The following is a 26,526-nucleotide window of genomic DNA, read 5'->3' as shown; positions in this document are numbered from 1 at the left end:
TGTCTGAGACGTGCGCGTCGACATCCTGACCCGTGAGTACCCGCCGGAGATCTACGGCGGCGCGGGCGTCCATGTGGCCGAGCTCGTCCGCGCCCTCCGTGCGGGCGAGGACACCATCGAAGTCCGCGCGTTCGGAGCGCCGCGGGACGAGCAGCACACGACGTCGTACGCCGACCTCGACTCCCTCATCCAGGCCAATCCCGCGCTCCGGACCCTGGGCGTCGACCTCGCGATCGCCAACGACGTGGCGGGGGCGGACGTCGTGCACTCGCACACCTGGTACGCCAACATGGCCGGTCACCTCGGCGGCCTGCTGCACGGCATCCCCCACGTCCTGACCGCGCACAGCCTCGAGCCACTGCGGCCGTGGAAGGCCGAACAGCTCGGCGGCGGCTACGCGCTGTCGAGCTGGGCGGAGAGGACGGCGTACGAGGGCGCGAGCGCCATCATCGCGGTGAGCAACGCGATGCGCGACGACGTACTCCGCGCCTATCCGGCCGTCGACCCGGCCAAGGTCCACACGATCCTCAACGGCATCGACTCGACGCTGTGGTCTCCGCGGATCGACAACGATCGCGTCCGGGAGCTCGGCGTCGACCCTGACCGGCCGAGCGTCATCTTCGTCGGCCGGATCACCCGGCAGAAGGGCCTTCCGCTCTTCCTCCGCGCCGCCGCGCAACTGCCCCCGGAGGTCCAGCTCGTGCTCTGCGCCGGCGCCCCGGACACCCCCGAGATCATGGCCGAGGTGACCGGACTGGTCGACGACCTGAAGCGCGAGCGGGAGGGTGTCGTCTGGATCGACCAGATGCTGCCGCGTGACGACGTGGTCGCACTGCTGACCCAGGCCACCGTCTTCGCCTGCCCCTCGATCTACGAGCCGCTCGGCATCGTCAATCTCGAGGCGATGGCCTGTGGCACCGCCGTCGTCGCGACGGCCACGGGCGGCATCCCCGAGGTCGTCGTCGACGGGACGACCGGCAGGTTGGTGCCGATCGAGCAGGCCACCGACGGCACCGGGACCCCGCTCGATCCCGAGCGCTACGTCGCCGACTTCGCCGAGGCGCTCAACGCGACCCTCGCCGACCGAGCCGCTGCCAGTGCGATGGGCGAGGCCGGGCGCACACGGGTCGTCGAGGACTTCAGCTGGACCGCGATCGCGGAGCAGACCCGAGCGCTCTACGCCACGCTGGAGCGTCGCTAGAAGCAGAAATCTCGTTGTGACCCGCAGCTCGCGAGTTGCCCCTAGAATCCGGACGTCTGGGGAGTCAGAAGGCAGGTGCAGTGGTGGAGTCCCGCGAGCCGGAATCGGCTGCGACGCTGCTCCAGCGCGCCCAGCGCGTCGCCGAGGAGCTCCAGCGGGCGGCCCAGGCCGAGGCTGAGGAGCTGACCCGCGGGCTCAAGGAGCAGCAGGCCGAACTCGAGCAGACCCGCCTGCTGGCCGAGCAGGACCGCGAGAGCGCGCAGCGGATGCTCGCGCGGGCGGAGGAGCAGTACTCCCAGTCGGCGGACGACGCGCGTCAGGTCGTGGCCGACGCGGTCGAGCAGTCGCAGCAGCTGGTCGTTGCCGCCGAGGAGCGGGCGGCCGCCATCATCGCCGAGGGTGAGGCCAAGGCGGAGGCCCGTGCGGCGGAGTCCGAGACGATCGTCGCGGCGGCGGAGGGTCAGGCACGTTCGATCCTCGAGGCCGCGCAGGCAGCGGCCGACAAGCTGATCCTCGAGTCGCGTCAGCGCGCCGAGCTCGACGAGATCGCCACCCGCGAACAGACCAAGGCGACCGCGGCCCAGGCCGCGAGCCACGTCCAGGAGCTCATGCAGCAGGCGCAGCGGCACTCCGCCACGCTCAAGGTGGAGGCCGAGCGGGAGGCGGACGATGTCCTCGCCCGCGCCGACGCCGTCCACGACAAGGCGAAGGAGGAGGCCGCCTCCGTCATCGCCGAGGCCCGCGTGCAGGCCGGCCGGATCGTCGAGGCCGCCCACGCCGAGGCCCAGAAGCACCTCGATGACGCCGGGGAGCAGATGGAGTGGACCCGCCAGGCCGTCGCGAAGCTCATGGAGACCGCCGAGCTCGAACGGGCGCGTCTCACGCGTGACGGCGAGGCCGCTGCCGAGGCGCACATCAACCGCGCCAAGGCGTTCGCCGACAGCCACGCCGAGGAGACCCGCGCGGCCCTCGAGGAGGAGCGGACCCGCTACGAGGCCGACGCACAGGCGCTCGCACACGAGGCGACCGAGACGCTGCGGGTGGCCGGCGAGGAGGCGCAGCGCCTCCTCGAGGCGGCCACCAACCAGGCGAAGCGGGTCGTCGAGGAGGCCGAGCAGTCCGCGTCGGCGATCGAGGCCCGCGCCCAGCGACGCGTCGAGGAGGCCGAGACGAGCGCGAAGCTGCTGCGCCAGAGCGCCGTCGAGGAGTCGGCCCGACGTCAGCGTGAGGCCCAGGAGGAGGCTCGACGTACGCGTGCCGAGGCCATGGACTACCTGACCAAGGCCCGCGCGGAGGCAGACCGGATCATCGCTCATGCACACGGCTCCGTGACCGAGACGAAGGCCGAGCTCGAGGCCCTCCGACTGCGCCGCGACGCCATCACGAAGGAGCTCGGACAGCTCTCCGGAGTCATCTCCGCGCTGGCCGTCCCGACCTCCTCAGAACCGTCCTAGACGACCGTCTCCCGACCCCTACACTGTCCCCGCACCCAATGAGAGGAAACCGGCGATGACCGAACAGCCGTCACAGTTCACCTTCGTCCGTCGTGGCTATGACCCCGATGAGGTGGATGGGCGCTTCGCCGAGTTCGCCCGCGCGATCAAAGAGCTCGCCGCCCAGCGTGACCAGCTGGCCGTCCAGCTGAGCAACGCGTCCAAGGCCGCTGCGGCCCCCGCTCCTGCCCCTGTGAGCAACGAGCCCGCCTCCTTCGAGCACCTCGGTGAGCGCGTCGGGCAGATCCTCGGCCTGGCCCGCGACGAGGCCGAGGACATCAAGGCCAAGGCGCACAGCGAGATCTCCTCCGCCCGTGCCGAGCACGACACCCACGTCGCCTCGACGAAGGCCGAGGCCGAGGCGTACGCCGCCGGCCTGAAGCAGGACGCGGAGACGGAGGCCAAGCGGCTGGTCGCCGACGCCCGTCGTCAGGCCGATGAGATCCTCGACGCCGCCCGCCGCGACGCCGACGCCCGGATGAACGAGGCGCAGGCCGTCTACGAGGAGCAGAAGGCGACCGCGGCCAAGGCCGCCGCCGACTTCGAGAACACCCTCAACGAGCGTCGCCGTCAGCACGAGTCCGACTTCGCCGCCTCGGTGGCCGAGTCCAACGCTCGTCTCGACCACGCCAACAAGCTCGTCGACGACGCGCGCGCCGAGGCCGAGCAGCTCCGCAAGGAGGCGCAGCAGGAGTCGCGTCGCCTCGTCGACAACGCCGAGCTGGAGGCCAGCTCGATCGTCTCCGAGGCGAAGGCGCTCGCTGCCCGTGTGAAGTCCGACTCCGACCGCGAGGTCGCCGCCGCGACCCAGCGCAGGGACTCGATCAACGCCCAGCTCGCCAACGTGCGTCAGATGCTTGCGACGCTCACCGGCCAGTCGGCCGCCTCCATCGACCCGGCCGTCGCTCCGGCTGCTCCGACGGCTCCGCCGGCCCCGCCTGCCGAGTAGTTCCTCAGGCGCGCAGAGCGCGGAGCCGCAGCGCCAGGATCAGGGCGCAGATCGGTGTGATCACAAGATTGGGCACCCCCACCGCGAGGTGGTGGGTGCCCAGTCCGTAGATGACCCACGCAGCACCCTGGATGGTCGCGATCGTCCACGTCCACACGCTGACGCCGCGCATCGCCCGCGGGTTGTCACGGTGCTCGAGCGTGTGCCGGGCCTGGGGGATGAACTGGCCGATGTCGATGATCGCCACCAGCCAGCCGAGGATCGCGCTCATGCGTGCTCCGCTGCCGACCGCTGGTTGGCACGACCGATCGCCACGATCGCCAGCGCCGACAGGAGATTGACCACCGCAGCGATCACGACCGGCGGCGCATCCGTGGTGAGGCCGTAGGTCAGCAGCAAGGCGTTGAAGAGGACGGCGACGGCGTACGCACTGAAGCTGATGCCACCGAGGGTGTGGGGGTCGTGGCGATGGCGCCAGGTCCGGACCACCTGCGGCAGCCACATCGTCGCGGCGCCGGCACTGCCGACGTATCCGACCGCTTCGAGCATGGGTCGAGGGTAGTCAGCAGTAGGTGAGCATCTGGGCGAGCGCCTCCTTCTCGCTCAGGTCGATGGCGAGCTTCCACGTGGTCTTCACGGCGATCCAGCGCGTGGCGTAGAGGCACTGATAGTCCTTGCGCGGCCGCCAAGCCGCCGAATCGCCGTCACCCTTGCTCATGTTGGCGTGGCCGTCGACGGCGAGGAGCTCATCGAGGTCGTTGGCGAACTGTCTTCGCCGCTCCGGTGTCCACTGGTCGGCACCGCTCGCCCACGCCTCGGCCAGCGGGACGACGTGGTCGATCTGCACGCCCTGGGCCTGGTGGAGGTCCTTCAGGTCGTCGAAGGTGAGGGTGGCTCCCGTGTAGGGGTCGTGCCACGTACCGGCCAGGACGTCGTGGGCGCATCCGCCCTGCTGGCCGACCTTGGTGCTCCCGGGCACGGCATCGCGCAGGAGTACGTCGTCACGCTGGTTGCACCCGTTGCCGTCGGTGTCACTCCAGCTCGTTCCGAAGGCAGCACGTTCGTAGTCGACCGGGTTGTGCCGCGGCTCGACCACCAGCCCGTCGAGGCTCACCTGGGTCGCCGGCGCAAAAGTCTGTGCATCTCCAGAGGAGGGTGTCGACGTACCGGAGGATGCTCCTCCTCGATCTGGCACAGACGTGTGCGAATTTTCCGCTTGGGAGCAGTAGCCGACGGCAGCGAGGACGAGCACCGCGATCGCCCCCAGCCGCTTCGTTCCCCGCACGGCCGAGACCGTACGCGACGTCACCGACAGGAGCAGCTCAGGCCCCCAGCGCGACCGCGATGTAGCCGACGGCGAAGACCGCGACCACCAGCCCGACAGCGATGCCGATCCCGAGGCCCCACGTGTGCCGGACGTACCAAGGGAACAGCCGGCGGAACTCCGGCGACACCTGCTTGACCATGCCGTACGCCGGTGATCCGACCGCCGTCTCCATCCGCAACCCCATCGACACCAGGTGCTGAGTGAGGCGGTCCCAGTCCGCGTCACTCACAATGCCTGCGCGGAGCGTCGCTCGGCGGCTCCCCTGCCCGAGGTGGAGCAGCCCTTCCGGGACCGGATTTTGGCCGTCCACCACGATGCTCCCTGCACCGAGCAGCGGTGCCTTGTCGCTGCCCGACTCGAAGACCGTCGTACGTCGGCCCACGTGGACCTCCAGGCGGTCCGGGGCGGCGACGTACTCAATCCGGGAGAACCGCCAGTCCCTGATCAGCAGCAGAATCGGAATGAGGGCGATGTAGCCGATCACGATCCCGGCCGTCACCCAGGTGCCGAGCTCGTCGTGCCAGCTGAACCACATCACCGCCACGACCACGAGGAACGCGATCATGCCGGCGCGAGCTCGCTGCCAGGTCGCCGCCTTGTACGTCGCCGGGTCCGGTCGTACCGAGAAGAGCGGCGTCGTGACATCCATGTCCGGTCAACGACGCATCGCGGCGGCCGTCACCCGGCCAGCAGCGTCAGGGAGCAGTTAGCCCTCGCGGGTATTGGCAATTCCGTCACGCGGTCGCACCTTCAGACATATCGTCAACACCGAATTCGCCTTTAGATCGCCTACTTCTTGCCACCCCAAGGGAGGGAACCGTGGCAGCAGGAGACTCGGCACGGCGCAGTGCTGCCCAGTCGCGGGCACGAGCGATGCGTGAGAGAGAACGAGCGCTTCACTTCGAAAAAGGAGCCGACTACGAACAGCGGCTTGCCGTGGTCTTGCGAACACTTGAAGTCGACGGCTGGATGGTCTTGGAGGACCGACGCTGGCCCGGATCGAAGCGCGCGAACGTGGACTTCATCCTCATCGGACCACCCGGCGTGGTGGTCATCGACGCCAAGTCTTGGGAAGAGGTCTACGTCGAGCGGGGAGTCCTATTCCGCGGGGAGGAAGACGAAACCGACACGATCGAATCACTGGACACTCTCGCAGGACAGATAGTCGAAAGCGTTGGGCCCTGTGGCTTGACCCGCGCATCAATCTCGGTCGTGCTCGCCTTCGATAATCGTCGCTTCGGTCCGTTCCCAGTCGGCCACGCCACTGCAATCGGCGACGCCGGGCTGATTACTTGGCTTCAGCAGCAGCGGAGAAGACTTACCGCCGACAAGATTCGAGAGATTGGCAAGCTTGTCGAAGAAGCCTGTCCGGAGTTCGAGCCGACGGAAGAGAACCGGAGGCGGCGCCCTCATCCACGGCTTCGCGGGTCAGAGCCCGAGGCTCTGATCGACGTGGAGGCGCTCACCGCGGCATTGCTCGAACGCGAACTGGCAGGACCGATCGAAGACTGGATGACATTTCTCCACCCCGATCAGAACAAGGTCGTTCGGGCGCATTGGACGGGGCCGGCCCGCATTGGCGGGCCTGCAGGTACAGGCAAGACTTCCGTCGGCCTTCATCGAGCCGTCTACCTGGCCGAGCGGTCTAAGGACCCGATTCTGTTTGTCAGCTTCGTGAGAACTCTTCCCGTGGTGCTCGGTTCACTCGCGCGCCGGCTCTCCCCCACCGCGGCTGACAACATTGAATTCACTGGGATCCACCGACTCGCGCACACCATCCTGCGGGAAGCCGGCCGATCCGACGAGATCAGGCTCGACCCATACAGAGCCCGCCGGGCGTTCGATAAGGCATGGCGCGAAACACCCTCGGTCGCGGCCCTTCGCTCAATTGATGAGCGCAAGCAGTATTGGGCCGAAGAAGTCGACTACGTCATCAAGGGACGTGGGCTGATCGACTTCTCCGCATACAAGGAACTCGATCGGATCGGCCGGAAGACCCGGCTCACCACTGAACAGCGCGGACATGCGTGGGACCTCTACATCGCCTATCAGGCGAACCTCGACGCCGCGAACGTTCACGACTTCAACGACTTACTGATCCTCGCCCACGAGGCAGTTCAAGATGCGCCCGACCTCTTCACGTTCGGAGGCGTCGTTATCGACGAGGTACAAGACCTCAACCTCGTTGGGCTCCACCTGTTGACGGCGCTGGCGCCCGATCGACCCAACGGACTTCTCCTCATCGGCGACGGTCAGCAGGCCGTCTACCCAGGCGGATTCCGACTCACTGAGGCTGGCATCAGCGTCAAGGGTCGGGCCAGTGTCCTTCGGGTCAACTACAGAAACACCAAAGAGATTCTGGACACCGCGGCGAGCGCCGTCGCCGGAGACATGTTCGATGACCTCGAGGACAACCCCATCTCGGGTGACCGGGCACCGGAGGTCGTCAGACATGGTTACCCGCCGCTCATCGTGACGGAGCGATCACGGACAGCTCTCGAGGCGAAGGTTCTCACGCAGATTCGCGCTACTCACGAGCGGCTCGACGTCGCGTGGGGCGACATGGCCGTCCTCTTCCTCCGTTCGAAGGATGCGGACGACTGGGCCAAGGACCTCGCCCGCAAGGGCGTTCCAGTCGTGGACTTGGAGAAGTACGACGGCACGACGACCGATCAGCTCAAAGTCGGGACAATCAAACGGGCGAAGGGACTTGAGTTCAAGTACGTGCTGATGCCGGAACTCGAGCCGGGCCTTCCGGATATCTGGTCAGGCGAGACGGCGGCCGCCTATCAGGAGCGCTGCGAACGCCTGCGGCGTGAACTCTTCGTCGGAATGACGCGTGCCCGGGATGGACTCTGGCTTGGTTACCTCGACCGGCCAACAAACACTTCGCCGTCCCGGTTTTGATCGACCTCCGTCAAACGTTCCGCCCGGCCACCCGTCTGCTGATAGAACACACGGGTGGCTGAGAGCTGGTCGGATCGCGAAGTCGACCTCGTGGTCGATTACTACTTCCGCATGCTCACCCTGGAACTGTCCGGCGAGAGGTACTCCAAGACCGAACACAGGAGGGAGCTTGCGTCGCGCGTTGCCCGCTCTGACGGCTCGCTAGAGTTCAAGTTCCAGAATATCTCCGCGGTCCTTGACGAGCTTGGTGCTCGCTGGATCAACGGCTACAAGCCCCGCCGGAACGTTCAGAACTCGCTCCGCATGCGTGTCACCAACCGCTTCGAGCAATCCGCCGATCTTCGCCACGACATGATGCGAGCGGTGGAGGCACCCGCCGTGGATGTCGATCCAACGCTTGGCCCGATCGAGGCGCCGCCCCGCATAGATCGGCCAACCTCCCGCCGTCCGCGCTCGCCTCGTCGGGTGGACTACGCGGCCGTTGAAGCAGGCAATCGCTCTCTTGGCCTCGCAGGGGAACGTGCGGTCGTCGACTTCGAACGGGCCGTGCTCGAGCGCGCGGGGCGCTCTGATCTTGCGGCCGAGGTGGTTCACACCTCAGTGGAGGTGGGCGACGGCCTCGGTTACGACGTGAGGTCGTTCGATCCGGGCACTGAGACCGAGCGCTTCATCGAGGTCAAGACCACGCGCGGCGCGGGCGAGGTGCCCTTCTACCTGACGAAGAACGAGATCGACTTCTCCGAAGAGGCGGGAGTGGCCTTCGAGCTTCGCCGCCTCTTCGACTTCGGCGCTCGCACGCGGCAGTACCGGCTCGCCGGTCCTCTAAGCGAGAACGTCTGGCTCGAGCCGCAAAGCTTCCTCGCGGGTCCGGCTTAACGCTCCATCGAGATCACCCGCTCGACCTCGCACCAGTCGTAGGCACGCAAGCCGTACGGCGACCACGGCTTCGACCTGCCGGGCAGACCGTAGTGAGCGATCACGACAACCCCCAGCAGTTCGCCGTCGACCTCGTCCATGTCCCACCGGATGTCCTTGTCATCGACAAGGTGCGTCTGGAGCAGGTCGTCGAGTTGTGTCACCTTGATGCCTGATTCCGTCTGATGGACGACGCCGACACGGGAGTAGTCGCGGTCAGCTGCTCGGCGAACTCCTCGACATCGAGGTTCCCATCGGCGTCCGCGCAGAAGACGTCCTTCGCGCAGTGGCGTCGGCGTAGGCCATCGATGGACCTGGCGAGTGGATTCGGCTCCATGCAGGCGAACCTGGTGCCGCAGACCGCACATTGTCGAGCCCTGGCGCCTGGACCGTTCCAGGGTCAGCCGCCTAGCGGCAGGACCCGTCGCCGGCAATGGCCAGACCCGCAAGATCACCGTCGCCGTACGTCGTCTTCCCGACGTTGTCGGCGAACATCAACTGGTTCGGGTCAGCGACGTGGGCGAGGCCGAGGACGTGGCCGAGCTCGTGCATGACGATGGCGCGCTCCTCATCGACCATTCCGCGCGAACTGAGACGCGCGAAGGACGAGCGGTCGAGCGCGACCGCTCCGGTGACGTAGTGGGCGAGCCGACCCTCAACACTGACCGAGAGGCTGCCACCCACGCCAGCGACGTGCTTGCCGAACTCCTCCTCGGCAAGGGCGGGGACGTCCTTCGCATCGGAGAACCCGATGAGCACGGGGCGCTCGTCCGTGCCGTTTTGCCGGCTGGCCCAGAGGTCGCTCGAGACGCCGTCGTACACGAACTCAAGACCGGACGCCGTCTGGGCAGCCGCGACCGCCGACTGGATGAAGGAGGCGTAGTCCGAAGGCGCGCCGTCGGGGTTGATGGCGTAGTGGATCGGGCGGCAGGGGTCGTATCTGACGGGATCGCCGGACGAGTCGGTGGTCATGAAGGCGTAGCTGGTCGAGGCTTCTGACGGCACGACCGCAGGGAGGATGCGCTGCGGTCCCTTGATTCCGATCGCGCGACGCACCGCGTCGCCGGCTCCACCCGGGGTCAGAGCGAGCGCGCAAGAGACGATCAGGACGCCAACGACCCCGAGCACCAGCCAGGTGTAGAAGGACGATCTGGACTTCGCGCGAGACCGGCCACGGGACACCTGATGCGCTCGGTGATACGCGTGCGGACTGTCCATCGCCGCCGGGCGGCCCTGCCAGTCCTTGGTGAGGCGAGTCCATTGCCGGCCGTCGTAGTACCGCAGCCCGCGGGTGTCCCCAGTCTCGTACCATCCCGGCGGCATCGGCCCACGGACTGGACGCCGACGCGGACCCGCCGGACGCGTGACGCCGGTCCAGCGACGTCCATCGTGCCAGCGCTCTGACAGCCCGTCAGGGGTGGCGTACCACCCGGCAATCAGTCCGTCGTCTTCGACCGTCATGTCATGGCTCCCCTGAGACTCGAGACGTGGCCGAATGTAAAGGAGTCCGCGCGCGTGGCAGCACGCCCGTTCGGGTCGTCCTTCCTACCCGAATGGATCAGTCGAGCGCGTCCCAGCCCTCGGGGCGGAGCTTCTTGGGGAGGCCCTCGACCACCAAGGAGTAAGAGGTCTGAACCGCGTCGAGGAGCTCGTCGTCGGGGATGGCGTCATACGACAGGTTGTTCCAGCCGTTGCGGCCGATGTAGGCCATGACGGTGGCGCCCTCCGGATAGCGAGCGAGCCACTCGTCGGCCACCTCGCGGGAGCCGCACTTCACGCCGACGGCGTCGGCGCGGAAGAAGGCGAAGATCTTGCCGCGCTCCCCCGGGCCGACCTTGGCGACGTCGTGGTCCTCACCCCACGGGCTGTCGGGCCAGGCGCCCGGCAGGCCAAGGCAGAAATCGCGCATGGTCGCTGCATCCATGCGGCCATCGTGGCAGACGTCAGCGGGCGTTGTAGTGGGCAGCGATGCGGGCTGCGGACAGGGCGGAGTGGTAGATCGCCACATTGTCGAGGCTGCCGTTGAAACTGGCGGCGGTGGGCAGGCTCAGGATGCCCGGAACGGTACCGGCGCCGATGCGCCACCACCCCGTGAAGGAGCTGACCCATGAGGTGGTGCCGGAAGCGACCTGCTTGCCGTCGACGTAGAGGACGGCACTCTCGGTCAGGCCACTTCCGGTGACCGCGACGGCGAGGTGGTGCCACGTGCCGTCGTTGTACTTCGCCGCGCTGGTCAGCGGATGCTGACTGACAGAAGCCCAGGCACCGTAGGAGATCTGGCCGGTCGCCTCCAGGCGCACCTGACGGTCAGCGGGGAAGGAGGTGGCGTCCTTGGTCGCCTCGAACCCGATCAACGGTGCGACGCTCTTGGCCGTGGTCTTGAACCAGGCTTCGAGGGTGAATGACGCGGGCGACGAGATGGCGTTCCCGTCGGGGATGATCCGGCTGCCGGAGCCCAGGGTCACCCCGTAACCGGTGTTGTTGGGCAGTGCGCCGGCCGTCTGATAGCCCGCGATGCTGGTGTAGCGGCCGGTGTTCTGGTTGCCGCTGTAGTCCGAGGCCCATTGACCGCTCGGCTCGTCCAGGAGATAGAACAGATAGGGCTTGTCGGCCATGACCGCGGCGACGTACGGCTGGACGGTTCGGCCCACTGTCCAGATGTTGCCGGAGTTCGTGGTGCTGTCGGTGAAGGTGGCGGTGGCGACGCCGCCTGCTCCGAGGACCAGCCCTCCGGCAAGAGTCGCGGTGAGGACCTGGCGAGCAACGGCATGCCCGCGTCGCGGCGTTCTCGCTGCGGAGGTATCGGTCCCGCGGGAGTCGCCGTCACGTGTGCCCTTGTCCTGATCCTTTCCCCTGCGCCGGCGCCTGCGGTCGGGGTCCCCCGCCAGGATGAAAGCTGCGATGGTGGCCCAGAACCAGAGGGCCAGTGCGAGGAAGTTGTGCTGGTTGAGCCAGACGACGGGGAGCCCGACGTAGGGCGCGAGGAGGACCGCCCTGGCCTTGAAGGCGGTTCGTGGCGCCGGGGTGGAGTCGGGGAACACGTTGTTGTCCCCTGCCGTCGTGTAGGTGCCGTCGTCACGGCGTTCCACGACCCGGTGGACGAGGAGCTCCCCATCAGTTCGAGCCGGGTTGGTGAACACCATGACGCGGCCCAGGCGTGGGTCTTCGTTCGCAGGGATGGGCTGGGCGATGACGATGTCGCCGACGTTGATGGCGGGCTCCATGGACCCCGAGCGAACGACGTAGGACCCCCAACCGAAGGCCAGGGGCGCCAGCGCGACAACGATGAAGGTGAGCAGGAGCCCCCTGTAGACCCGGGCTGCGATGAGCAGGATCAGTCGCACCCATCGCCGGAGGTCGGCGACGGCGATGGGTGCGAGATGAGCCGAGAACACGGGGCGGGGGTGTGGTCCGTCGTCGGTCAGTTGGACTGGAGTTCCCACTGCATGTCGAGGCCCGCGTGAGCGCCCTGCAACGAGTCGATCTCAGTCTGGGTCATGCCGGTCGTGTCGAAGCGCCAGGTCATCTTGTAGGTCCGGGACTGGGTTCCAGCGGCGACGTCCCACCCTCCGACGGCGTTGGAGTAGTTGCTGGCCTGGGCGAACGTGGCGAGGGAGACGTCCTGGGCCACATCGCCGACCGCCTGGAAGCCGGTGCAGTCCTGGAACGAGCCGCCGTTCCCTTCCTGGATGGTCACCAGGATGTGCTGGGCGAGGGTCGAGGAGGAGAACGTGGGGTTGACGGCGTAGCCCTTGACCGTGCCCGGCACCGAGGCGTTCGCCGTCACGGTGATGCACTTGGAGTCTGTGTCGCCGGGCGTGATGTTCGAGACCTGGAACATGGCCCCGCCCCTGTCGTCGTCGGTCAGCGCGACCGAACCGGTGGACCAGTCGTTGCCCGAGTTGCGGGTCTGGCCGGTGAAGGCGGCGTACGAGCCCTGCCAGACGAGGGCGCCCGCAGCGACGACGGCGAGCGGGGTGGCGCAGGCGGCAGTGATCTTGGCGGCGCGCGTGGAAAGGACGTGCATCAGTGGTTCTCCCGAGGTGTCTGCCGTGTCGGCATGAGGGCGATAGCCGCGCGACGGGCATGTCGATCGCGGTGAGACGATGCTCACACCGGCAGGGTTCGCCCACGGAATCCAAGACCGCGATTTTGGGCCGAAGCGCCCAAGTTCAGCCGGTCGCACCCGGGACCATAGTCCCAACGGACTATCCCGTAGTCACCTCAGGGAACAGCAGTGCGGTGGATCGGAGCCACCAGGCGATTCCGATCCACCGCACTGTTCAAGCGGTCAGCTGATCAGCTGCAGCCGGAGGTGCTGCCGCAGCCTTCGCAGACGTAGCACGAGCCGGCGGGGCGCATCTTGGTGCCGCAGGTGAAGCAGAGCGGGCTGTCGATGGCAGAACCGCTGATGAGCTCGAGGAGCTCGGCGGTCGTGTGTGCCGTCTTCGGGGCCTCGACGGCGGCGGCCGTGACAGCCTCCTCCGCGGGGGTCTCGACCGCGTCGAGCTCGGCGTCGCTGAGGACGTGGCTCTCGGCGCTGTCGTGCGTCTCGACCGGGGCGGCCGGCGCAGCCATCAGCTCGGCGGCGTTGCCGGTCTCCTCGACGGGCTCGTAGGAGCCCGTCTCGAGGTAGCGCTGACGCTCGTCGGCGGTGTAGATGCCGAGGGCGGCACGCTGCTCGAACGGCAGGTAGTCGAGCGCCAGGCGACGGAAGACGTAGTCCATGAGGGACTGCGACATCCGCACGTCGGGGTCGTCGGTGAGGCCGGCCGGCTCGAAGCGCAGGTTGGTGAACTTCGAGACGTAGGTCTCCAGCGGGACGCCGTACTGCAGGCCGATCGACACCGCGATCGAGAAGGCGTCCATGACACCGGCCAGGGTCGAGCCCTGCTTGCCCAGCTTGAGGAAGACCTCGCCGAGCGTGCCGTCCTCGTGCGCACCGGAGGTCATGTAACCCTCGGCGCCACCGACCGTGAAGGAGGTGGTGCGGGAGACGCGCGACTTCGGCATCTTCTTGCGGGTCGGGGCGTAGACGACCTTCTCGACGACCTTCGTCTCGACGGCGGCCGGAGCCTCAGCCTTGACGTTGGAGTCCTTGCCCGTGTTGTCGCCCTTGCCGTCGGAGAGCGGCTGGCCGACCTTGCAGTTGTCGCGGTAGACGGCGGTCGCCTTGAGGCCGAGCTTCCAGGAGTCCATGTAGACCTGCTCGATCTCCTCGACGGTCGCGCTCTCGGGGAGGTTGACGGTCTTGGAGATGGCGCCTGACAGGAACGGCTGGGTGGCGGCCATCATGCGGACGTGGCCCATCGGGGCGAGCGCGCGCTTGCCCATGGCGGTGTCGAAGACCTCGTAGTGCTCTTCCTTGAGCCCGGGGGCTCCGACCACGTGGCCGTGCTCGGCGATGTAGGCAACGATCGCCTCGACCAGCTCGTCGGAGTAGCCGAGCTTGCGCAGGGCACGCGGGATGGTGAGGTTGACGATCTGCAGCGAGCCGCCGCCGACGAGCTTCTTGAACTTCACGAGCGAGAAGTCGGGCTCGATGCCGGTGGTGTCGCAGTCCATCATGAAGCCGATGGTGCCGGTCGGGGCGAGCAGCGACGCCTGGGCGTTGCGGAAGCCGTTCTTCGCACCGAGGGTGACGACGTCGTTCCACGCACGCTCGGCGGCCTTGATGACCGGGGCGTCGACCGAGTTGATCGAGCGGATCTGGTCGTTGGCGGCCTGGTGCTTGCGCATGACGCGCTGGTGCGCCTCGGCGTTGCGGGCGTAGCCGGCGTACGGGCCGACGACGGCGGCGAGCTCGGCGGAGCGCTTGTAACCCGCGCCCGTCATGAGCGACGTGATCGCGGCGGCGAGGGTACGGCCACCATCGGTGTCGTAGCCCAGGCCGAGGGCCATGAGCAGCGCGCCGAGGTTGGCGTAGCCGATGCCGAGCTGACGGTAGTCACGCGTGGTCTGGCCGATCGCCTCGGTCGGGAAGTCCGCGAACGAGATCGAGATGTCCATGGCGGTGAAGATCAGCTCGGAGGCCTTCTGGAACTTGACGACGTCGAACGTGTCGTCGTCCGTGAGGAACTTCAGCAGGTTGAGCGAGGCCAGGTTGCAGGACGAGTTGTCGAGCGACATGTACTCCGAGCACGGGTTGGACGCGGTGATCCGGCCGGTCTCGGGGTTGGTGTGCCAGTCGTTGATGGTGTCGTCGTACTGCAGACCCGGGTCCGCGCACTCCCAGGCGGCGACGGCGATCTTGTGGAACAGCTCGCGGGCGTCGACCTCCTCGATGACCTCGCCGTGCTTGCGGCCACGAAGGGCGAACTTGTCGCCCTTCTCGACGGCGCGCATGAACTCGTCGGTCACGCGGACGGAGTTGTTGGCGTTCTGGTACTGGACCGAGGTGATGTCGCGGCCGCCGAGGTCCATGTCGAAGCCGGCGTCACGCAGCGCGCGGATCTTGTCCTCCTCGCGCGCCTTGGTCTCGACGAACTCCTCGATGTCGGGGTGGTCCACGTCGAGGACGACCATCTTCGCGGCACGACGGGTGGCGCCACCGGACTTGATCGTGCCGGCCGACGCGTCAGCACCACGCATGAAGGAGACCGGGCCGGACGCCGTACCACCACTGGACAGCAGCTCCTTGGAGGAGCGGATACGCGAGAGGTTGAGGCCGGCGCCGGAGCCGCCCTTGAAGATGAAGCCCTCCTCCTTGTACCAGTTGAGGATCGAGTCCATCGAGTCGTCGACCGAGAGGATGAAGCAGGCCGAGACCTGCTGCGGGGCGTCGGTGCCGACGTTGAACCACACGGGGCTGTTGAACGAGAAGTACTGGTGGACGAGCAGCCACTTGAGCTCGTGTGAGAAGAGCTCGGCGTCCGCGTCGGAGGCGAAGTAGCCGTACTGCTTGCCCGCGGCCGTGTAGGTGTCGACGACCCGGTCGACGAGCTGCTTCAGGCTCCACTCGCGGCTGTCGCTGCCGACCGCGCCGCGGAAGTACTTGGTCGTGACGATGGTGGAGGCGTTGATCGACCAGAAGTCGGGGAACTCGACCCCGAGCTGCTCGAACACCGTGTCGCCGGTCTTCCAGTTCTTCTGGACGACGTCGCGTCGCTCCCAGGTGATCTCGTCGTAGGGGTGGACACCCTCGGTGCTGAAGACCCGCTCGATGGTCAGGCCCGCCCCGGCTGCGCTGGCTGCGCCTGACGCCGTGTCGATCGATCCCTCGGTCATTGCTCGTCCCGTCTCTGCGTGCTGTGTGTGGTGGTGGGTGGTGCTGTGGTCGGTCAGGGCCGGGCAGGTCGCTTCCCCACAACCTGCCCGGCCCCGTCTGGGGGCTCAGCCCGACGTCGTCGGACTGAGCAGGGCCCGCTCGGTGCGCAGCATCGAGATCTCGGACTCGAAATCGTCGGCTGACTCAAACTGGCGGTAGACGCTGGCGAATCGGAGGTAGGCCACCTCGTCGAGGCGGCGCAGCGGGCCGAGGATGGCCATCCCGACCTCATGGGCGGGGACTTCGGCATACCCGCTGGTGCGCAGGGCGTCCTCGACCTCCTGCCCGAGGCAGGCGAGCGCGTCCTCGGTGACCGGGCGGCCCTTGCAGGCCTTCCGGACGCCGGCGATCGCCTTGTCACGGGTGAACGGCTCGGTGGCTCCGCTGCGCTTGAGCACCGTGAGCTGCATGAGCTCGACGGTGGTGAACCGCTTCTCACAGTTCACACACGTACGACGACGCCGAATGGACCCGCCGTCGTCGGCCACCCGGGAGTCGAGGACCTTGGTGTCGGTGTGCCGGCAGTAGGGGCAGTGCATCGCTGATCTCGCCTCCTCTCGGGGTGGGCGTCGGTGAGGCTGTGGCGTCCCGCTGTGGAGAGACCGGTGCATAACCACCGATCCTCTGTGGACTAGATGTGGAGAACTACATCCGTGTAACTACTAGATGTAGTGGTAACCCTAACCCCGTCCGCCCGAGAAGAGTCAAGCGACGGAGACGCTGTTTTTCGCGTGTCGCGTGGGAAAGATCGGAATTGGGCAGAATGTCCCGCGTGGGAGCGAGAGGGAAGCGGGCCGGAGCCCGCACGAAGGCCCGGATCCCGCGTCGAGCGCTCGCCCTCCTGGCCGGCGGAGTGGTCGCCCTGGCCCTCTGGATCTACCTGGTCTGGTCGGCCATCCACTTCGGTTCGTCGGCCCGCGGAGGGGACGACAGTGACTGGTGGCTGGCCGGGGCGATGACGGTCGGCGCGATCGCAGCTCTCTTCGTCTGCATGATGCTGCTCGTCCAGGCGGGGCGGGTGGCTGGCGTCGCCGCGACGCCGCCGCCGAAGGCTCCTCGCACCCACGGCGGCAAGCGCGCCGCACGGTGAAGGACGAGGGGCGCGGCAGCGGTCTTCCCTTCCGCGCCACGCCCCTCGGTGTTTCCCCGTTGATCCCGCCGAGTGGGGTCGAGGCACGCGGCGAGAGGTCTGTATTCAGTTGTGGAACCGTGGGGTCAGCGCGGGACGCGGAGCGTCTGACCGGCCTCCAGCGCGCCGCCGGAGAGGTGGTTGAGCTGCTTGATCTGCTCGACCATGTCGCCGGTGTGGCCGTCGACGGCGACCGAGGAGGCGATGCTCCACAGCGTCTCGCCCGAACCGACCGTGATGGTCGCGAGGTCCTCGGGACGCTCCGTCGCGGTGGAGTTCGCCGCGAGACCGAGACCCAGGGCGAGCGCCGTCATCAGACCGGCACCGAAGACGACCAGACGGCCACGACGCGTCAGTCGCACGGTCGAGGTGCGGGCGGGCGTCGCCGTACGCACGGGGCGGGCGGCCGGAAGGACTCGGGCGTCGAGGGTCATGGTCGTCATGGCGTGCTCCTGGGGAAGTAGGATTTTTGCTGTCTGACTGAAGTTCTAGACGTGCCCACCGACAGAACCTGTCGTTCGAACACATGTACGAGGTTAGATCAGGTGTTCGAACGAATTCAAGGCGTGTCTCGAACATTTTTTCGAACCTGAGCGCTAGAGTCGTGGCCATGAGCAAGAAGATCTCCGAGCTGCCCGACGGGCCGGCCGACGCCACCGGGCTCACCCCGCGCCAGCAGCGGATCCTCGCCACCCTCAGGGACTCCATCGAGCAGCGGGGTTACCCGCCGAGCATGCGCGAGATCGGCGCGGCGGTGGGGCTGACCTCGACCAGTTCCGTCGCCCATCAGCTGCGCACCCTGGAGGACAAGGGCTTCCTGCGCCGTGACCCGCACCGGCCGCGCGCGCTCGAGGTCTTCCTGCCTGAGGTGATGGCGGCCCGCAAGTCGATGGGCACCGCTGACCCCGATGACCAGATCGACGCGACCGGGCTGGGTGACGCCGCTCCCCCGGCGCAGTACGTGCCCCTGGTCGGTCGGATCGCGGCCGGTAGCCCGATCCTCGCCGAGCAGCACACCGAGTCCGTCATGCCGCTGCCCAAGGAGCTGGTCGGCGATGGCGAGCTTTACATGCTCGAGGTCAGTGGTGACTCGATGATCGACGCCGCCATCTGCAACGGCGACTATGTCGTCGTGAAGGCGCAGCAGACCGCCAACAACGGGGAGATCGTCGCTGCGATGATCGACGGTGAGGCGACCGTCAAGACCTTCCAGCGCAAGGACGGCAAGGTCTGGCTGCTGCCGCACAACGCGGCGTACGACCCCATCGACGGCACCCACGCCACGATCCTCGGCAAGGTCACCGCGGTCCTGCGGTCCCTCTAGACCACCGACTGTTCACCTTCCGGCCCCGTCACCTCGACGGGGCCGGAGGCGTTTGTGGAGCGTGATGTCGTTCGCGCGGTGGAAGCGCACGTACAAGCCCGTCTGGCATTCCGACATTCCGGAGGCCTCCCTTCCGGTGCGCATCCGCAAGCGACACCGGCAGTTGCACGAGCACCTCGCCTACGACCGCTGGCGGCTCAAGCACACCCACGGGGCTGCGGCGAAGCGGCGGCTCCGGAAGCTGATCGACGGCCACAAGCGTGACCTCGCCGCCCTCCACAGGAAGTACGCCGCCCACCCGCCGGCTGAGCCGACCGGCGTCGGCATCGGCAGCGGCAGCGGCAGCGGCAGCGGCAGCGGCAGCGGATCAGGCACCGGCACGGGCGGCGGCAGCGCAATCGTCCCGCCGGCGAACCCGGACGCGCCCGAGGCCACCCACCAGTTCTTCCAACACGGCGTGGCCTCCGGCGACCCGCTGCGCGACCGGGTCGTGCTCTGGACCCGCGTGACGCCGACGGCCGACGCGACGCCGGCCTCCGGCAACGGCCCGGAGGCGACCGTGCTGTGGCAGGTCGCCACCGACGCCGCCTTCAGTCACGTCGTGGCGAGCGGCAGCTTCACCACGAGCACCGACCGCGACCACACCGTGAAGCTCGACGCGTCGGGACTGAGCGCGGCGACGACGTACTTCTATCGCTTCGCCTACCAAGGCACGTGGCGCACGGCCCAGGTCTCGCCGGTGGGGCGGACGAAGACCGCCCCGACACCGACGGCGACGCCGGCCAACCTGCGTCTCGGTGTCGTCAGCTGTGCCAACCTGCAGGCCGGTTGGTTCGGCGCCTACCGCCACCTGGCCGCGCGCGACGACCTCGACCTCGTCCTGCACCTCGGCGACTACGTCTACGAGTACGGCCCCGGTGAGTACGGCTACGGCTATGCCGACACCGACATCCGGACGCACGTGCCGGCCCACGAGATGGTCGCGCTGGCCGACTACCGGCAGCGGCACGCGCAGTACAAGCAGGACCCCGACCTCGCGGCGGTCCACGTGAAGTACCCGATGATCGCGACGTGGGACGACCACGAGGTCGCCAACGACTCCTGGTCCGGCGGTGCCGAGAACCACCAGCCCGACACCGAGGGCGACTGGACCGTCCGGAGGGCGGCGGCTCGGAAGGCGTACGACGAGTGGATGCCCGTCCGGCTCGAGAACACCGTCACGCTGGGTGACGGAGCCACGATCTATCGGCGCTTCACCTTCGGCCAGCTGGCCGAGCTCACCATGCTGGACCTGCGCTCCTACCGCTCCGAGCAGGTGGCGATGGGCTCGACCGCGATGGGCGACCCGGACCGCACGATCACCGGCGCCGACCAGATGGCGTTCCTGCTCGACGGGCTCACGCCGACGGCGCCGCAGTGGCGGCTCGTCGGCAACCCCGTGACGATCGCACCACTGATGGTCGCGCAGCTCCCGGCCTCGACGCAGGAACTGCTCAAGGGCCTCGGCGCCGGGGCGCAGATCCCGAGCACGGCGATCAACCCCGACCAGTGGGACGGCTACACCGCCGACCGCCGCGAACTCTTCGACCACATCGTCGACCAGGGCGTGCGCGACGTCGTCTTCCTCACCGGCGACATCCACACCTCGTGGGCCAACGACCTGCCCCATCCGCCGGAGAACGCCGACCTCTACCCGCTCCTGGGCGGGACAGCGGGCGTCGAGTTCGTCGGGCCGTCGGTCACGTCCAACAACATCAAGGACGCCGTCCCGGGCCAGCCGACCTCAGCGAGCAACCTCGCCGCCGGTCAGACGGCGGCCACGGCGGTACAGGCGCTCAACCCGCACATCAAGTACCTCGACTTCAACAACCACGGCTTCATGGTCGTCGACATCACCCCGGCGCGGATCCAGACCGACTGGTGGTTCATCAGTGACCGGGCCGATCCCGCGGCCACGGTCAGACATGGGCAGTCGTGGGCCGTGGCCACCGGCGCCGGCGTCGTTCACAAGGTGACCGGAGGGCCGGTCGCATGAGTCACTCACACATCTCTGACCCGGCCGACTTCGCAGCCGGCCTGGCGCAGATCAGGACCGGTCGACGTACACTGCTCAAGGCCGGCGCCGCCGGGATCGCCGTCTCCGCGGTGGCCGGAGCCGTCGGTACGTCGGCCGCCGATGCCGCGGTCACGACGGCCAAGCGCTGCTACGTCCTGGTCCTGGACGGCACTCGTCCGGAGGAGCTGGACCTGGGCCTCACCCCGACGATCACCGGCCTCCGTGACCAGGGCGTCCGTTACGCACGGGCGCTGTCGCAGCCGATCATGGAGACGATCCCCAACCACGTCATGATGATGACCGGGGTCCACTCCGACCGGAACGGCGTGCCGGCGAACACGATCTACGACTCGGCGCTGGGCACCACCCGGGACGCCAGTCACCAGGACCTGACGGCACCGACGGTGATCAGCCAGCTGAACGCGGCCGGTCTCACCACCGGCACCGTGCTGTCGAAGACCTACCTCTACAACGCGTTCCTCGGCGAGGCGACGTACCAGTGGGAGCCGGCGCTCGCGCTGCCCATCACCGGGCATGAGGTCGACTCGCTCACGATGCCGGCGGCGCTGCAGATGATCCGGCAGCAGGACCCGCACTTCATGTTCGTCAACCTGGGCGACATCGACCGCTTCGGCCACGCCGACCTGACCGCGGGGCTGACCGAGTTCCTCTCCGGAGGGATGTCGCTCCCCGTCGTGCGCCGCGCGGTGCTGGCCAACACGGACGCGGTCGTCGGGAGCTTCGTGGCCACGCTCAAGTCGACGGGTCACTGGGACGACTCCCTGGTGATCGTGCTGGCCGACCACTCGATGGACTGGTCGGCACCGGGCAAGGTCATCTCGCTCTCCTCGGCCTTCGACGCCGTGCCGGGGCTCAAGGGCAACTACGCGCTCGCCGAGAACGGCGGCGCCGACCTCGTCTACTGGACCGGACCGTCGGCCGGCCGCACGCTGGCCGTGGCGGCCATGCGTGAGGCGGCGCTGGCGACCGGCGGTGTCCTCGAGGCGCACTCACCTGAGGACCTCAACCTGGGCGGGCCGTGCGGCGACCTCGTCGTCTATGCCAAGGCCGGCTGGCGCTTCAGCGCCTCGGCCACGTCCAACCCGATCCCCGGCAACCACGGGCACCCGACCACCCGCCCGATCCCCTTCTTCCTCACCGGTGGCGCCGTCGCGTCCTCCCGGGTGAGATCGGAGCTGGCCTCGACCCTGGACGTGGCGCCGACGGTGGGCGCGTGGTTCGGAGTCACAGCTCCACAACAGGGATGGGTCGGGTCATCACGCCTATAGTCGAGCCCATGCGTCGCTTGGTCCTGAGTGTTCTGACGGCGACTGCTCTTCTCTCGGGTTTCACTCCTGCTTGGGCTGAAGACAGTGCCCCCACCCCCGCGGCTCCGGCCGCGCCGACCTCGGCGGAGCCCACCTCGGCGACGCCGACGCCGGATCCGCTGCTGCCGGTCGTGCCGATCACGACCGAGGCTCGCGACGAGGCGAAGGACGCGTTGACGACGGTCAGCGAGATCTTCAAGCCGAAGACCAGGGCCGCCGCGCAGCGCCAGACGCAGACCGGTGCCGACCCGACGCTCGCGCTGCGCGACCTCTCACTGCGGATCAACGCACTCGGTCGCGCCCAGCGTGGCACGGCACTGGCCCAGTTCCAGCGGCCCTGGGACGACGGAGCGGTCGGCACCCGCACGGACTGCACCGACCCGACGCACCCGTCGGCCACCAACATCTGCCTCCACTGGGCGACGTCCGCCTCCGCGACCGGGAGCGCCGCCGACGTGGCCAACTCGACCTGGGCCGAGAACACCGTCCTCCCCGTCCTGGGCAACGTGAGCGCGACCTATCAGCAGGCGGGATACCGCAAACCCAAGGCCGACGGCCCGCGCACGGACGGCGCCAACATGTACGGCCGCGACGCGATCGAGGACCCGAGCGGCACCAAGACCGACATCTATCTCGCCGACCTCGGTGGTCAGGGTGTCTACGGTTACTGCGCCTACGACCTCAACGACTCCGGCCAGTTGGTCTACGCCACCGCGCACGGTGACGTGCCGTCGTTCTGCGTGCTCGACAACGACTTCTCCCTCTCCACCAACGGCGGCCAGTACCGGCCGACCTATTCGGGCGAGACGTCGGCCGACATCCTCAAGGTGACGGCCGCCCACGAGTACTTCCACGCCGTGCAGTTCGCCTACGACGCCTTCGAGGACGCGTGGTTCATGGAGGCCACCGCGACCTGGGCCGAGCACCAGCTCTACCCCGCGATCCCCGACAACCGGCAGTTCCTGCCCTACTCACAGCTGCGCTTCCCGCAGGTCTCGCTCGACACGTGGAACGGCGTCGGCGGCTTCATGCAGTACGGCGACTGGATCTTCTTCGAGTATCTCACCGAACGCATCCCCAACCGGGTCGGCCCGCTGCCCGGCCTGGTGTTGAAGATGTGGCAGTACGCCGACAGCCTCCGTGGTAGCAACGACCAGTACTCGATGCAGGCGATCTCGTCCGCGCTGGCCGTCTACCACTCGAAGCTGCAGTCGATCTATGCGCAGTACGCCGCCGCCAACCGCCGTCCGTCGCGGACGTACCACGGCGGTTCGACATATCCGGTCGCGGCGCCACGACGTACCGTCGCGGTCCGCAGCCACAAGCGTCGCTCCGGATCGTTCCGGATCGACCACCTCGCCTCAATGACGGTCCGCCTGCGACCACAGGCCATCCGCAGGGCGGGGCACAAGGCCACGATCCGGGTCAACATGGCGGCGCGCCGACTGGGATCAGTTGCGGTGGCGACGGTCTTCTTGAAGAACGGCCAGCAGGCCGTCCGCACCTTCAAGCTCAACAAGAAGGGTGACGGTCACGTCCGCGTCGCCTTCTCCAGCCGTCGGGTCGCGTACGTCGACGTGACGCTGGTCAACACCAACCACAGCTACCACGGCTGCTCGGCCGACCGTCAGGGCTATGCCTGTGGCGGCCAGCCGCTCCACGACCAGGTCAAGGAGAGCTGGTCGATCTCCTCCTGAGCGGGTGGAGGGACGTACGCCGACGGCCGCTGCCTGTGGAGGGCGACCCGCACGCGCGGGCGCCTCGGGATAGGCTCCTCCGGTGAGTGAGTCGCCGGTCCGCACGCTGCTGGCCGAGGCGGTCGAGGGGCTCGGTGGGTCCACGCGCGAGGGTCAGATTCAGATGGCCGAGGCGGTCGGCAGTGCCCTCGTCGACGAGCAGCACCTGCTCGTCCAGGCCGGCACCGGCACGGGAAAGTCGCTCGCCTACCTGGTGCCGAGCATCCTGCACGACAACCGCGTCGTGGTTGCCACCGCGACGCTCGCGCTGCAGCACCAGCTGGTCGAGCGGGACCTGCCGCGGTTGATGGAGGCCCTCAAACACCGACGTGAGCTCGACACGTCCTACGCCGTGCTCAAGGGCCGCTCCAACTACGCCTGCCTCCACCGCATCCGCGAGGGCGTGCCGGACGACAACGGCACCCTGTCGATGGACTTCCAGGTCGGCGGCATGGCCGCGAAGGTGCTCGAGCTGCGCGAGTGGGCCGAGGCCGCCAGTGAGGCCAAGGATGACGGCGACAAGGACTCCGCCCCGAGGCACACCGAGCGTGAGTGGCGCCAGATCAGCGTGAGCGCAAGGGACTGCCTCGGCGCCGCGAAGTGCCCCTTCGGCGAGGAGTGCTTCGCCGAGCGCGCTCGCGACAAGGCGTCGAAGTCCCACCTGGTGATCACCAACCACTCCCTCCTCGCGATCGACGCGATCGAGGGCATCCCGATGATCCCGGAGTACGACGCCGTGGTGATCGACGAGGCCCACGAGCTCGTGGCGCGTGTGACCCAGGCGGCCACCGACGAGCTCAGTGCCGGCGACGTCGAGCGCGCTGCTCGTCGTGCCCGCCGGCACGTCAACGAGGGCCAGGCCGCCGACGACCTGGCCGACGCGTCCGACGCGCTGCAGTTGGCCATGATGGAGACGGCCGTCGGCCGGATCGACGCCCTTCCCGGTGGGCTGCTCGATGCCCTCGCCCAGGTCCGGGACTCCGCACGTGCGGCGCTCTCCGCCTTCCCCAAGCAGCAGTCCAGCGACGCTGGCCACGATGGGCAGAGCGGCGATGCCGGCGCACAGCAGGCGAAGGGGATGGTGCAGGACGTCTTCACCATCGCGGAGCGGATGGCGGCGGGCGCCCAGTCCGACGTGCTGTGGCTCAGCGACGGCGGCGAGCGCGGCGGCTTCCGGCTCTACATCGCGCCGCTCCAGGTCTGGGGCCAGTTGCGCGACAAGCTCCTGACCGAGAAGACGGTCGTCTTCACCTCGGCCACGCTCAAGCTCGGCGGCACCTTCGACGGTGTCGCCTCGACCCTGGGCCTCAAGCCGGCCGAGCAGATCGCCGCCGGCGAGGAGCGTGAGCGGACCGAGGACGTGCTGCCGTGGCGAGCGCTGGATGTCGGCAGCCCGTTCGACTACAGCAAGCAGGGCATCCTGTACGTCGCCAAGCAGCTGCCCCAGCCGGGCCGGGACGGGCTCTCGGCCCAGGCGCTGACCGAGATCGTGGAGCTGATCGACGCCGCCGACGGTCGCGCGCTCGGCCTCTTCTCGTCACGCCGCGCCGCTGAGCAGGCGGCCGAGCACGTCCGGTCCCGGCTGCCGCACCTGACGACCCTTGCGCAGGGCGAGGCCCAGCTCGCGGAGCTGCAGCAGCAGTTCGTCGCCGACCCGCACACCGTCCTCTTCGGCACCCTCACGCTGTGGCAGGGCCTCGACGTGCCGGGCGACACCTGCCAGCTCGTGCTGATCGACCGGATCCCGTTTCCCCGCCCCGACGACCCGCTGATGTCGGCGCGGCAGAAGGCTGCCGACAAGGCCGGGGGCAACGGCTTCATGCAGGTCGCCGCCACCCACGCCGCGCTGCTGCTCGCCCAAGGCGCCGGCCGCCTGATCCGCACGACCTCGGATCGGGGCGTCGTCGCGATCCTCGACCCGCGGCTCGCGACGGCGCGCTACGGCACCTTCCTCAAGGCGAGCCTGCCACCGATGTGGCCGACCACCGATCCAGCGATCGTCCGCAACGCGCTCAAGCGCCTGGCCAGCACCGGGTAGCGGCGCCTGCAGCCGCGCGACTCAGGCCGACGTCAGGTGCGAGGCGACCCAGTCGCCGAACTGCCGGTGCCCGGCGGGCGTCAGGTGCAGGCGGTCGGGGAGATAGGGCAGCTTCTGGTGGATCGCCGACAGGTAGCGCACGCCGGCGTCACTGCTGAGCGCGCTGAGCCAGCCGTCGACACGGCGCGCACCCTTGAGGCGGAGCGGGGCCGGCGCGGGCCCGACGATCAGGATGTCGTCCAGCGGTACATCGACCACCAGTCGACCGATGAGCCGGCGGAACCCGGTGCGGACCGCCGAGCGTGACTGGTCATAGTCGTTGAGCCCGCCCTCCACGATCACCAGGCTGGCGCCGCGGGCGTTCGACGTCCTGTTGGAGAAGGCGCGGCTGACGCCGCACTCGGAGGCGCGCAGACTGAAGCCCGACCCGGAGAAGCCGTCGACGGTCACCCGGCCCGGAAGCCGGGAGGGCCAGGAGGCGTCGAGGTTGCGGAGCTTATGACCGGCCGACCAGGAGTCGCCGATCACGGTGATGGCGCGGCCCTTGCCCGAGACGTCGGCCAGACGACGTACGTGCTGGGTCTGGAAGAGGCGGCAGGCCTTCGCCACCGAGGCCGCTCCGGCGCGGTCGCGCACGACCATCACGCCTGCCAGCGCCACGACGAGGGCGATGGCCAGCGTCAGGCTGAGGAGACGGGGTCGAGCGCGCACCGCACCATGATCGGTGGACGTCTGCGAGAGCGCAGGAGAACGCCGGAAACCGCGCAGAGAAGTGTGCATGTCGAGGACGCCAACGCGGCCGAGCCGGAGGACATTCCTCCTACGCCCGCAGGTGCGCCGATATCTGCAGGACGCG

General features: G+C 68.3%; 24 protein-coding genes. 11 read left to right on the top strand and 13 right to left on the bottom strand.

What is annotated here, in order from left to right; genetic code table 11:
- Positions 1 to 10 precede the first annotated feature (10 nt).
- From glgA to LH076_RS02385, 3 genes are all read left to right on the top strand, one after another.
- Entirely contained in the window at positions 11 to 1,201 is a 1,191-nt protein-coding gene (gene glgA / locus LH076_RS02395) for a glycogen synthase (RefSeq protein WP_227782409.1), read from the top strand.
- A gap of 80 nt (positions 1,202 to 1,281) precedes the next feature.
- Positions 1,282 to 2,655, top strand: coding sequence for a hypothetical protein (locus tag LH076_RS02390; protein ID WP_227782408.1), 1,374 nt, complete (start codon positions 1,282 to 1,284; stop codon positions 2,653 to 2,655).
- Between the two features lie 55 nt (positions 2,656 to 2,710).
- Positions 2,711 to 3,643 (top strand): hypothetical protein, encoded by a 933-nt coding sequence (locus LH076_RS02385; RefSeq protein ID WP_227782407.1) that lies wholly within the window; start codon positions 2,711 to 2,713, stop codon positions 3,641 to 3,643.
- Between the two features lie 4 nt (positions 3,644 to 3,647).
- On the opposite strand, the gene LH076_RS02380 is transcribed toward LH076_RS02385, so the two are convergent.
- The 4 genes from LH076_RS02380 to LH076_RS02365 all read right to left on the bottom strand — a co-directional run bounded on the left by LH076_RS02380 (position 3,648) and on the right by LH076_RS02365 (position 5,619).
- A complete protein-coding gene (locus tag LH076_RS02380; RefSeq protein ID WP_227782406.1) occupies positions 3,648 to 3,914 on the bottom strand; it encodes a hypothetical protein in 267 nt (88 codons plus the stop codon).
- Positions 3,911 to 4,192 (bottom strand): SemiSWEET family sugar transporter, encoded by a 282-nt coding sequence (locus tag LH076_RS02375; RefSeq protein ID WP_227782405.1) that lies wholly within the window; start codon positions 4,190 to 4,192, stop codon positions 3,911 to 3,913. Before LH076_RS02375 ends, LH076_RS02380 begins: the two co-directional genes overlap by 4 nt.
- A 13-nt stretch (positions 4,193 to 4,205) precedes the next feature.
- A complete protein-coding gene (locus LH076_RS02370; RefSeq protein ID WP_227782404.1) occupies positions 4,206 to 4,757 on the bottom strand; it encodes an HNH endonuclease family protein in 552 nt (183 codons plus the stop codon).
- A 208-nt stretch (positions 4,758 to 4,965) separates the two neighbouring features.
- Complete coding sequence (locus LH076_RS02365; protein ID WP_227782403.1) at positions 4,966 to 5,619, bottom strand: hypothetical protein; 654 nt, start codon at positions 5,617 to 5,619, stop codon at positions 4,966 to 4,968.
- A 224-nt stretch (positions 5,620 to 5,843) separates the two neighbouring features.
- Between LH076_RS02365 and LH076_RS02360 the strand changes: the two genes are divergently transcribed.
- Complete coding sequence (locus LH076_RS02360; protein ID WP_227782402.1) at positions 5,844 to 7,877, top strand: nuclease-related domain-containing DEAD/DEAH box helicase; 2,034 nt, start codon at positions 5,844 to 5,846, stop codon at positions 7,875 to 7,877.
- 54 nt (positions 7,878 to 7,931) lie between these two features.
- On the top strand, positions 7,932 to 8,753 hold the full coding sequence (locus tag LH076_RS02355; RefSeq protein WP_227782401.1) for a DUF3883 domain-containing protein: 822 nt from the start codon (positions 7,932 to 7,934) through the stop codon (positions 8,751 to 8,753).
- Here LH076_RS02355 and LH076_RS02350 read toward each other — a convergent pair.
- From LH076_RS02350 to nrdR, 7 genes are all read right to left on the bottom strand, one after another.
- Positions 8,750 to 8,956 carry a hypothetical protein gene (locus tag LH076_RS02350; protein ID WP_227782400.1) on the bottom strand — a complete coding sequence of 69 codons (207 nt, stop codon included), beginning with the start codon at positions 8,954 to 8,956 and terminating at the stop codon, positions 8,750 to 8,752. The genes LH076_RS02355 and LH076_RS02350 overlap by 4 nt on opposite strands.
- Before the next feature lie 244 nt (positions 8,957 to 9,200).
- Positions 9,201 to 10,253 (bottom strand): DUF2510 domain-containing protein, encoded by a 1,053-nt coding sequence (locus LH076_RS02345; protein WP_227782399.1) that lies wholly within the window; start codon positions 10,251 to 10,253, stop codon positions 9,201 to 9,203.
- Positions 10,254 to 10,350: 97 nt separating this feature from the next.
- Positions 10,351 to 10,716 carry an MmcQ/YjbR family DNA-binding protein gene (locus LH076_RS02340; protein WP_227782398.1) on the bottom strand — a complete coding sequence of 122 codons (366 nt, stop codon included), beginning with the start codon at positions 10,714 to 10,716 and terminating at the stop codon, positions 10,351 to 10,353.
- A 19-nt stretch (positions 10,717 to 10,735) separates the two neighbouring features.
- Complete coding sequence (locus LH076_RS02335) at positions 10,736 to 12,187, bottom strand: signal peptidase I (RefSeq protein ID WP_227782397.1); 1,452 nt, start codon at positions 12,185 to 12,187, stop codon at positions 10,736 to 10,738.
- Positions 12,188 to 12,213: 26 nt separating this feature from the next.
- Positions 12,214 to 12,819 carry a hypothetical protein gene (locus LH076_RS02330; RefSeq protein ID WP_227782396.1) on the bottom strand — a complete coding sequence of 202 codons (606 nt, stop codon included), beginning with the start codon at positions 12,817 to 12,819 and terminating at the stop codon, positions 12,214 to 12,216.
- 272 nt (positions 12,820 to 13,091) lie between these two features.
- Positions 13,092 to 16,019 carry a vitamin B12-dependent ribonucleotide reductase gene (locus LH076_RS02325; protein ID WP_227782395.1) on the bottom strand — a complete coding sequence of 976 codons (2,928 nt, stop codon included), beginning with the start codon at positions 16,017 to 16,019 and terminating at the stop codon, positions 13,092 to 13,094.
- A 105-nt stretch (positions 16,020 to 16,124) separates the two neighbouring features.
- Positions 16,125 to 16,598: a transcriptional regulator NrdR gene (gene nrdR, locus LH076_RS02320; RefSeq protein ID WP_227782394.1), complete on the bottom strand. Its 474-nt coding sequence runs from the start codon at positions 16,596 to 16,598 to the stop codon at positions 16,125 to 16,127.
- Between the two features lie 233 nt (positions 16,599 to 16,831).
- Between nrdR and LH076_RS02315 the strand changes: the two genes are divergently transcribed.
- Positions 16,832 to 17,149: a hypothetical protein gene (locus LH076_RS02315; protein ID WP_227782393.1), complete on the top strand. Its 318-nt coding sequence runs from the start codon at positions 16,832 to 16,834 to the stop codon at positions 17,147 to 17,149.
- A 125-nt stretch (positions 17,150 to 17,274) separates the two neighbouring features.
- Here LH076_RS02315 and LH076_RS02310 read toward each other — a convergent pair whose 3' ends face one another.
- Complete coding sequence (locus tag LH076_RS02310) at positions 17,275 to 17,631, bottom strand: LysM peptidoglycan-binding domain-containing protein (RefSeq protein ID WP_227782392.1); 357 nt, start codon at positions 17,629 to 17,631, stop codon at positions 17,275 to 17,277.
- A gap of 167 nt (positions 17,632 to 17,798) precedes the next feature.
- Here LH076_RS02310 and lexA point away from each other — a divergent pair, with 167 nt between their 5' ends.
- From lexA to LH076_RS02285, 5 genes are all read left to right on the top strand, one after another.
- Positions 17,799 to 18,512, top strand: a complete 714-nt coding sequence (gene lexA / locus LH076_RS02305; protein ID WP_227782391.1) for a transcriptional repressor LexA — start codon at positions 17,799 to 17,801, stop codon at positions 18,510 to 18,512.
- 64 nt (positions 18,513 to 18,576) lie between these two features.
- Positions 18,577 to 20,547: an alkaline phosphatase D family protein gene (locus tag LH076_RS02300; RefSeq protein WP_227782390.1), complete on the top strand. Its 1,971-nt coding sequence runs from the start codon at positions 18,577 to 18,579 to the stop codon at positions 20,545 to 20,547.
- Complete coding sequence (locus LH076_RS02295) at positions 20,544 to 21,857, top strand: alkaline phosphatase family protein (RefSeq protein WP_227782389.1); 1,314 nt, start codon at positions 20,544 to 20,546, stop codon at positions 21,855 to 21,857. The genes LH076_RS02300 and LH076_RS02295 overlap by 4 nt, the downstream gene beginning before the upstream one ends.
- 8 nt (positions 21,858 to 21,865) lie before the next feature.
- The gene (locus tag LH076_RS02290; protein WP_227782388.1) at positions 21,866 to 23,593 is read left to right on the top strand and encodes an MXAN_6640 family putative metalloprotease; all 1,728 of its coding nucleotides are present in this window, start codon (positions 21,866 to 21,868) and stop codon (positions 23,591 to 23,593) included.
- Between the two features lie 82 nt (positions 23,594 to 23,675).
- Positions 23,676 to 25,670, top strand: coding sequence for an ATP-dependent DNA helicase (locus LH076_RS02285; protein WP_227782387.1), 1,995 nt, complete (start codon positions 23,676 to 23,678; stop codon positions 25,668 to 25,670).
- A 21-nt stretch (positions 25,671 to 25,691) separates the two neighbouring features.
- Here the strand turns inward: LH076_RS02285 and LH076_RS02280 are convergent, their stop codons facing one another.
- Positions 25,692 to 26,381, bottom strand: a complete 690-nt coding sequence (locus LH076_RS02280) for an SGNH/GDSL hydrolase family protein (RefSeq protein ID WP_227782386.1) — start codon at positions 26,379 to 26,381, stop codon at positions 25,692 to 25,694.
- Between the last annotated feature and the right edge of the window lie 145 nt (positions 26,382 to 26,526).

Origin of the sequence: Nocardioides sp. Kera G14, assembly GCF_020715565.1 — a bacterium.
Lineage (GTDB): Bacteria > Actinomycetota > Actinomycetes > Propionibacteriales > Nocardioidaceae > Nocardioides.
The sequence above is the reverse complement of the archived record's forward strand: the minus strand, read 5'-3'. Positions and strand labels throughout refer to the sequence as shown.

Excerpts from the sequence above, each read along its gene's own strand:
- LH076_RS02385 (WP_227782407.1), top strand. The coding sequence starts at position 2,711 with ATGACCGAACAGCCGTCACAGTTCACCTTCGTCCGTCGTGGCTATGAC.
- LH076_RS02380 (WP_227782406.1), bottom strand. The coding sequence starts at position 3,914 with ATGAGCGCGATCCTCGGCTGGCTGGTGGCGATCATCGACATCGGCCAG.
- LH076_RS02375 (WP_227782405.1), bottom strand. The coding sequence starts at position 4,192 with ATGCTCGAAGCGGTCGGATACGTCGGCAGTGCCGGCGCCGCGACGATG.
- LH076_RS02365 (WP_227782403.1), bottom strand. The coding sequence starts at position 5,619 with ATGGATGTCACGACGCCGCTCTTCTCGGTACGACCGGACCCGGCGACG.
- LH076_RS02360 (WP_227782402.1), top strand. The coding sequence starts at position 5,844 with ATGCGTGAGAGAGAACGAGCGCTTCACTTCGAAAAAGGAGCCGACTAC.
- LH076_RS02345 (WP_227782399.1), bottom strand. The coding sequence starts at position 10,253 with ATGACGGTCGAAGACGACGGACTGATTGCCGGGTGGTACGCCACCCCT.
- LH076_RS02340 (WP_227782398.1), bottom strand. The coding sequence starts at position 10,716 with ATGGATGCAGCGACCATGCGCGATTTCTGCCTTGGCCTGCCGGGCGCC.
- LH076_RS02330 (WP_227782396.1), bottom strand. The coding sequence starts at position 12,819 with ATGCACGTCCTTTCCACGCGCGCCGCCAAGATCACTGCCGCCTGCGCC.
- LH076_RS02325 (WP_227782395.1), bottom strand. The coding sequence starts at position 16,019 with ATGACCGAGGGATCGATCGACACGGCGTCAGGCGCAGCCAGCGCAGCC.
- nrdR (WP_227782394.1), bottom strand. The coding sequence starts at position 16,598 with ATGCACTGCCCCTACTGCCGGCACACCGACACCAAGGTCCTCGACTCC.
- LH076_RS02310 (WP_227782392.1), bottom strand. The coding sequence starts at position 17,631 with ATGACGACCATGACCCTCGACGCCCGAGTCCTTCCGGCCGCCCGCCCC.
- lexA (WP_227782391.1), top strand. The coding sequence starts at position 17,799 with ATGAGCAAGAAGATCTCCGAGCTGCCCGACGGGCCGGCCGACGCCACC.
- LH076_RS02300 (WP_227782390.1), top strand. The coding sequence starts at position 18,577 with ATGTCGTTCGCGCGGTGGAAGCGCACGTACAAGCCCGTCTGGCATTCC.
- LH076_RS02295 (WP_227782389.1), top strand. The coding sequence starts at position 20,544 with ATGAGTCACTCACACATCTCTGACCCGGCCGACTTCGCAGCCGGCCTG.
- LH076_RS02290 (WP_227782388.1), top strand. The coding sequence starts at position 21,866 with ATGCGTCGCTTGGTCCTGAGTGTTCTGACGGCGACTGCTCTTCTCTCG.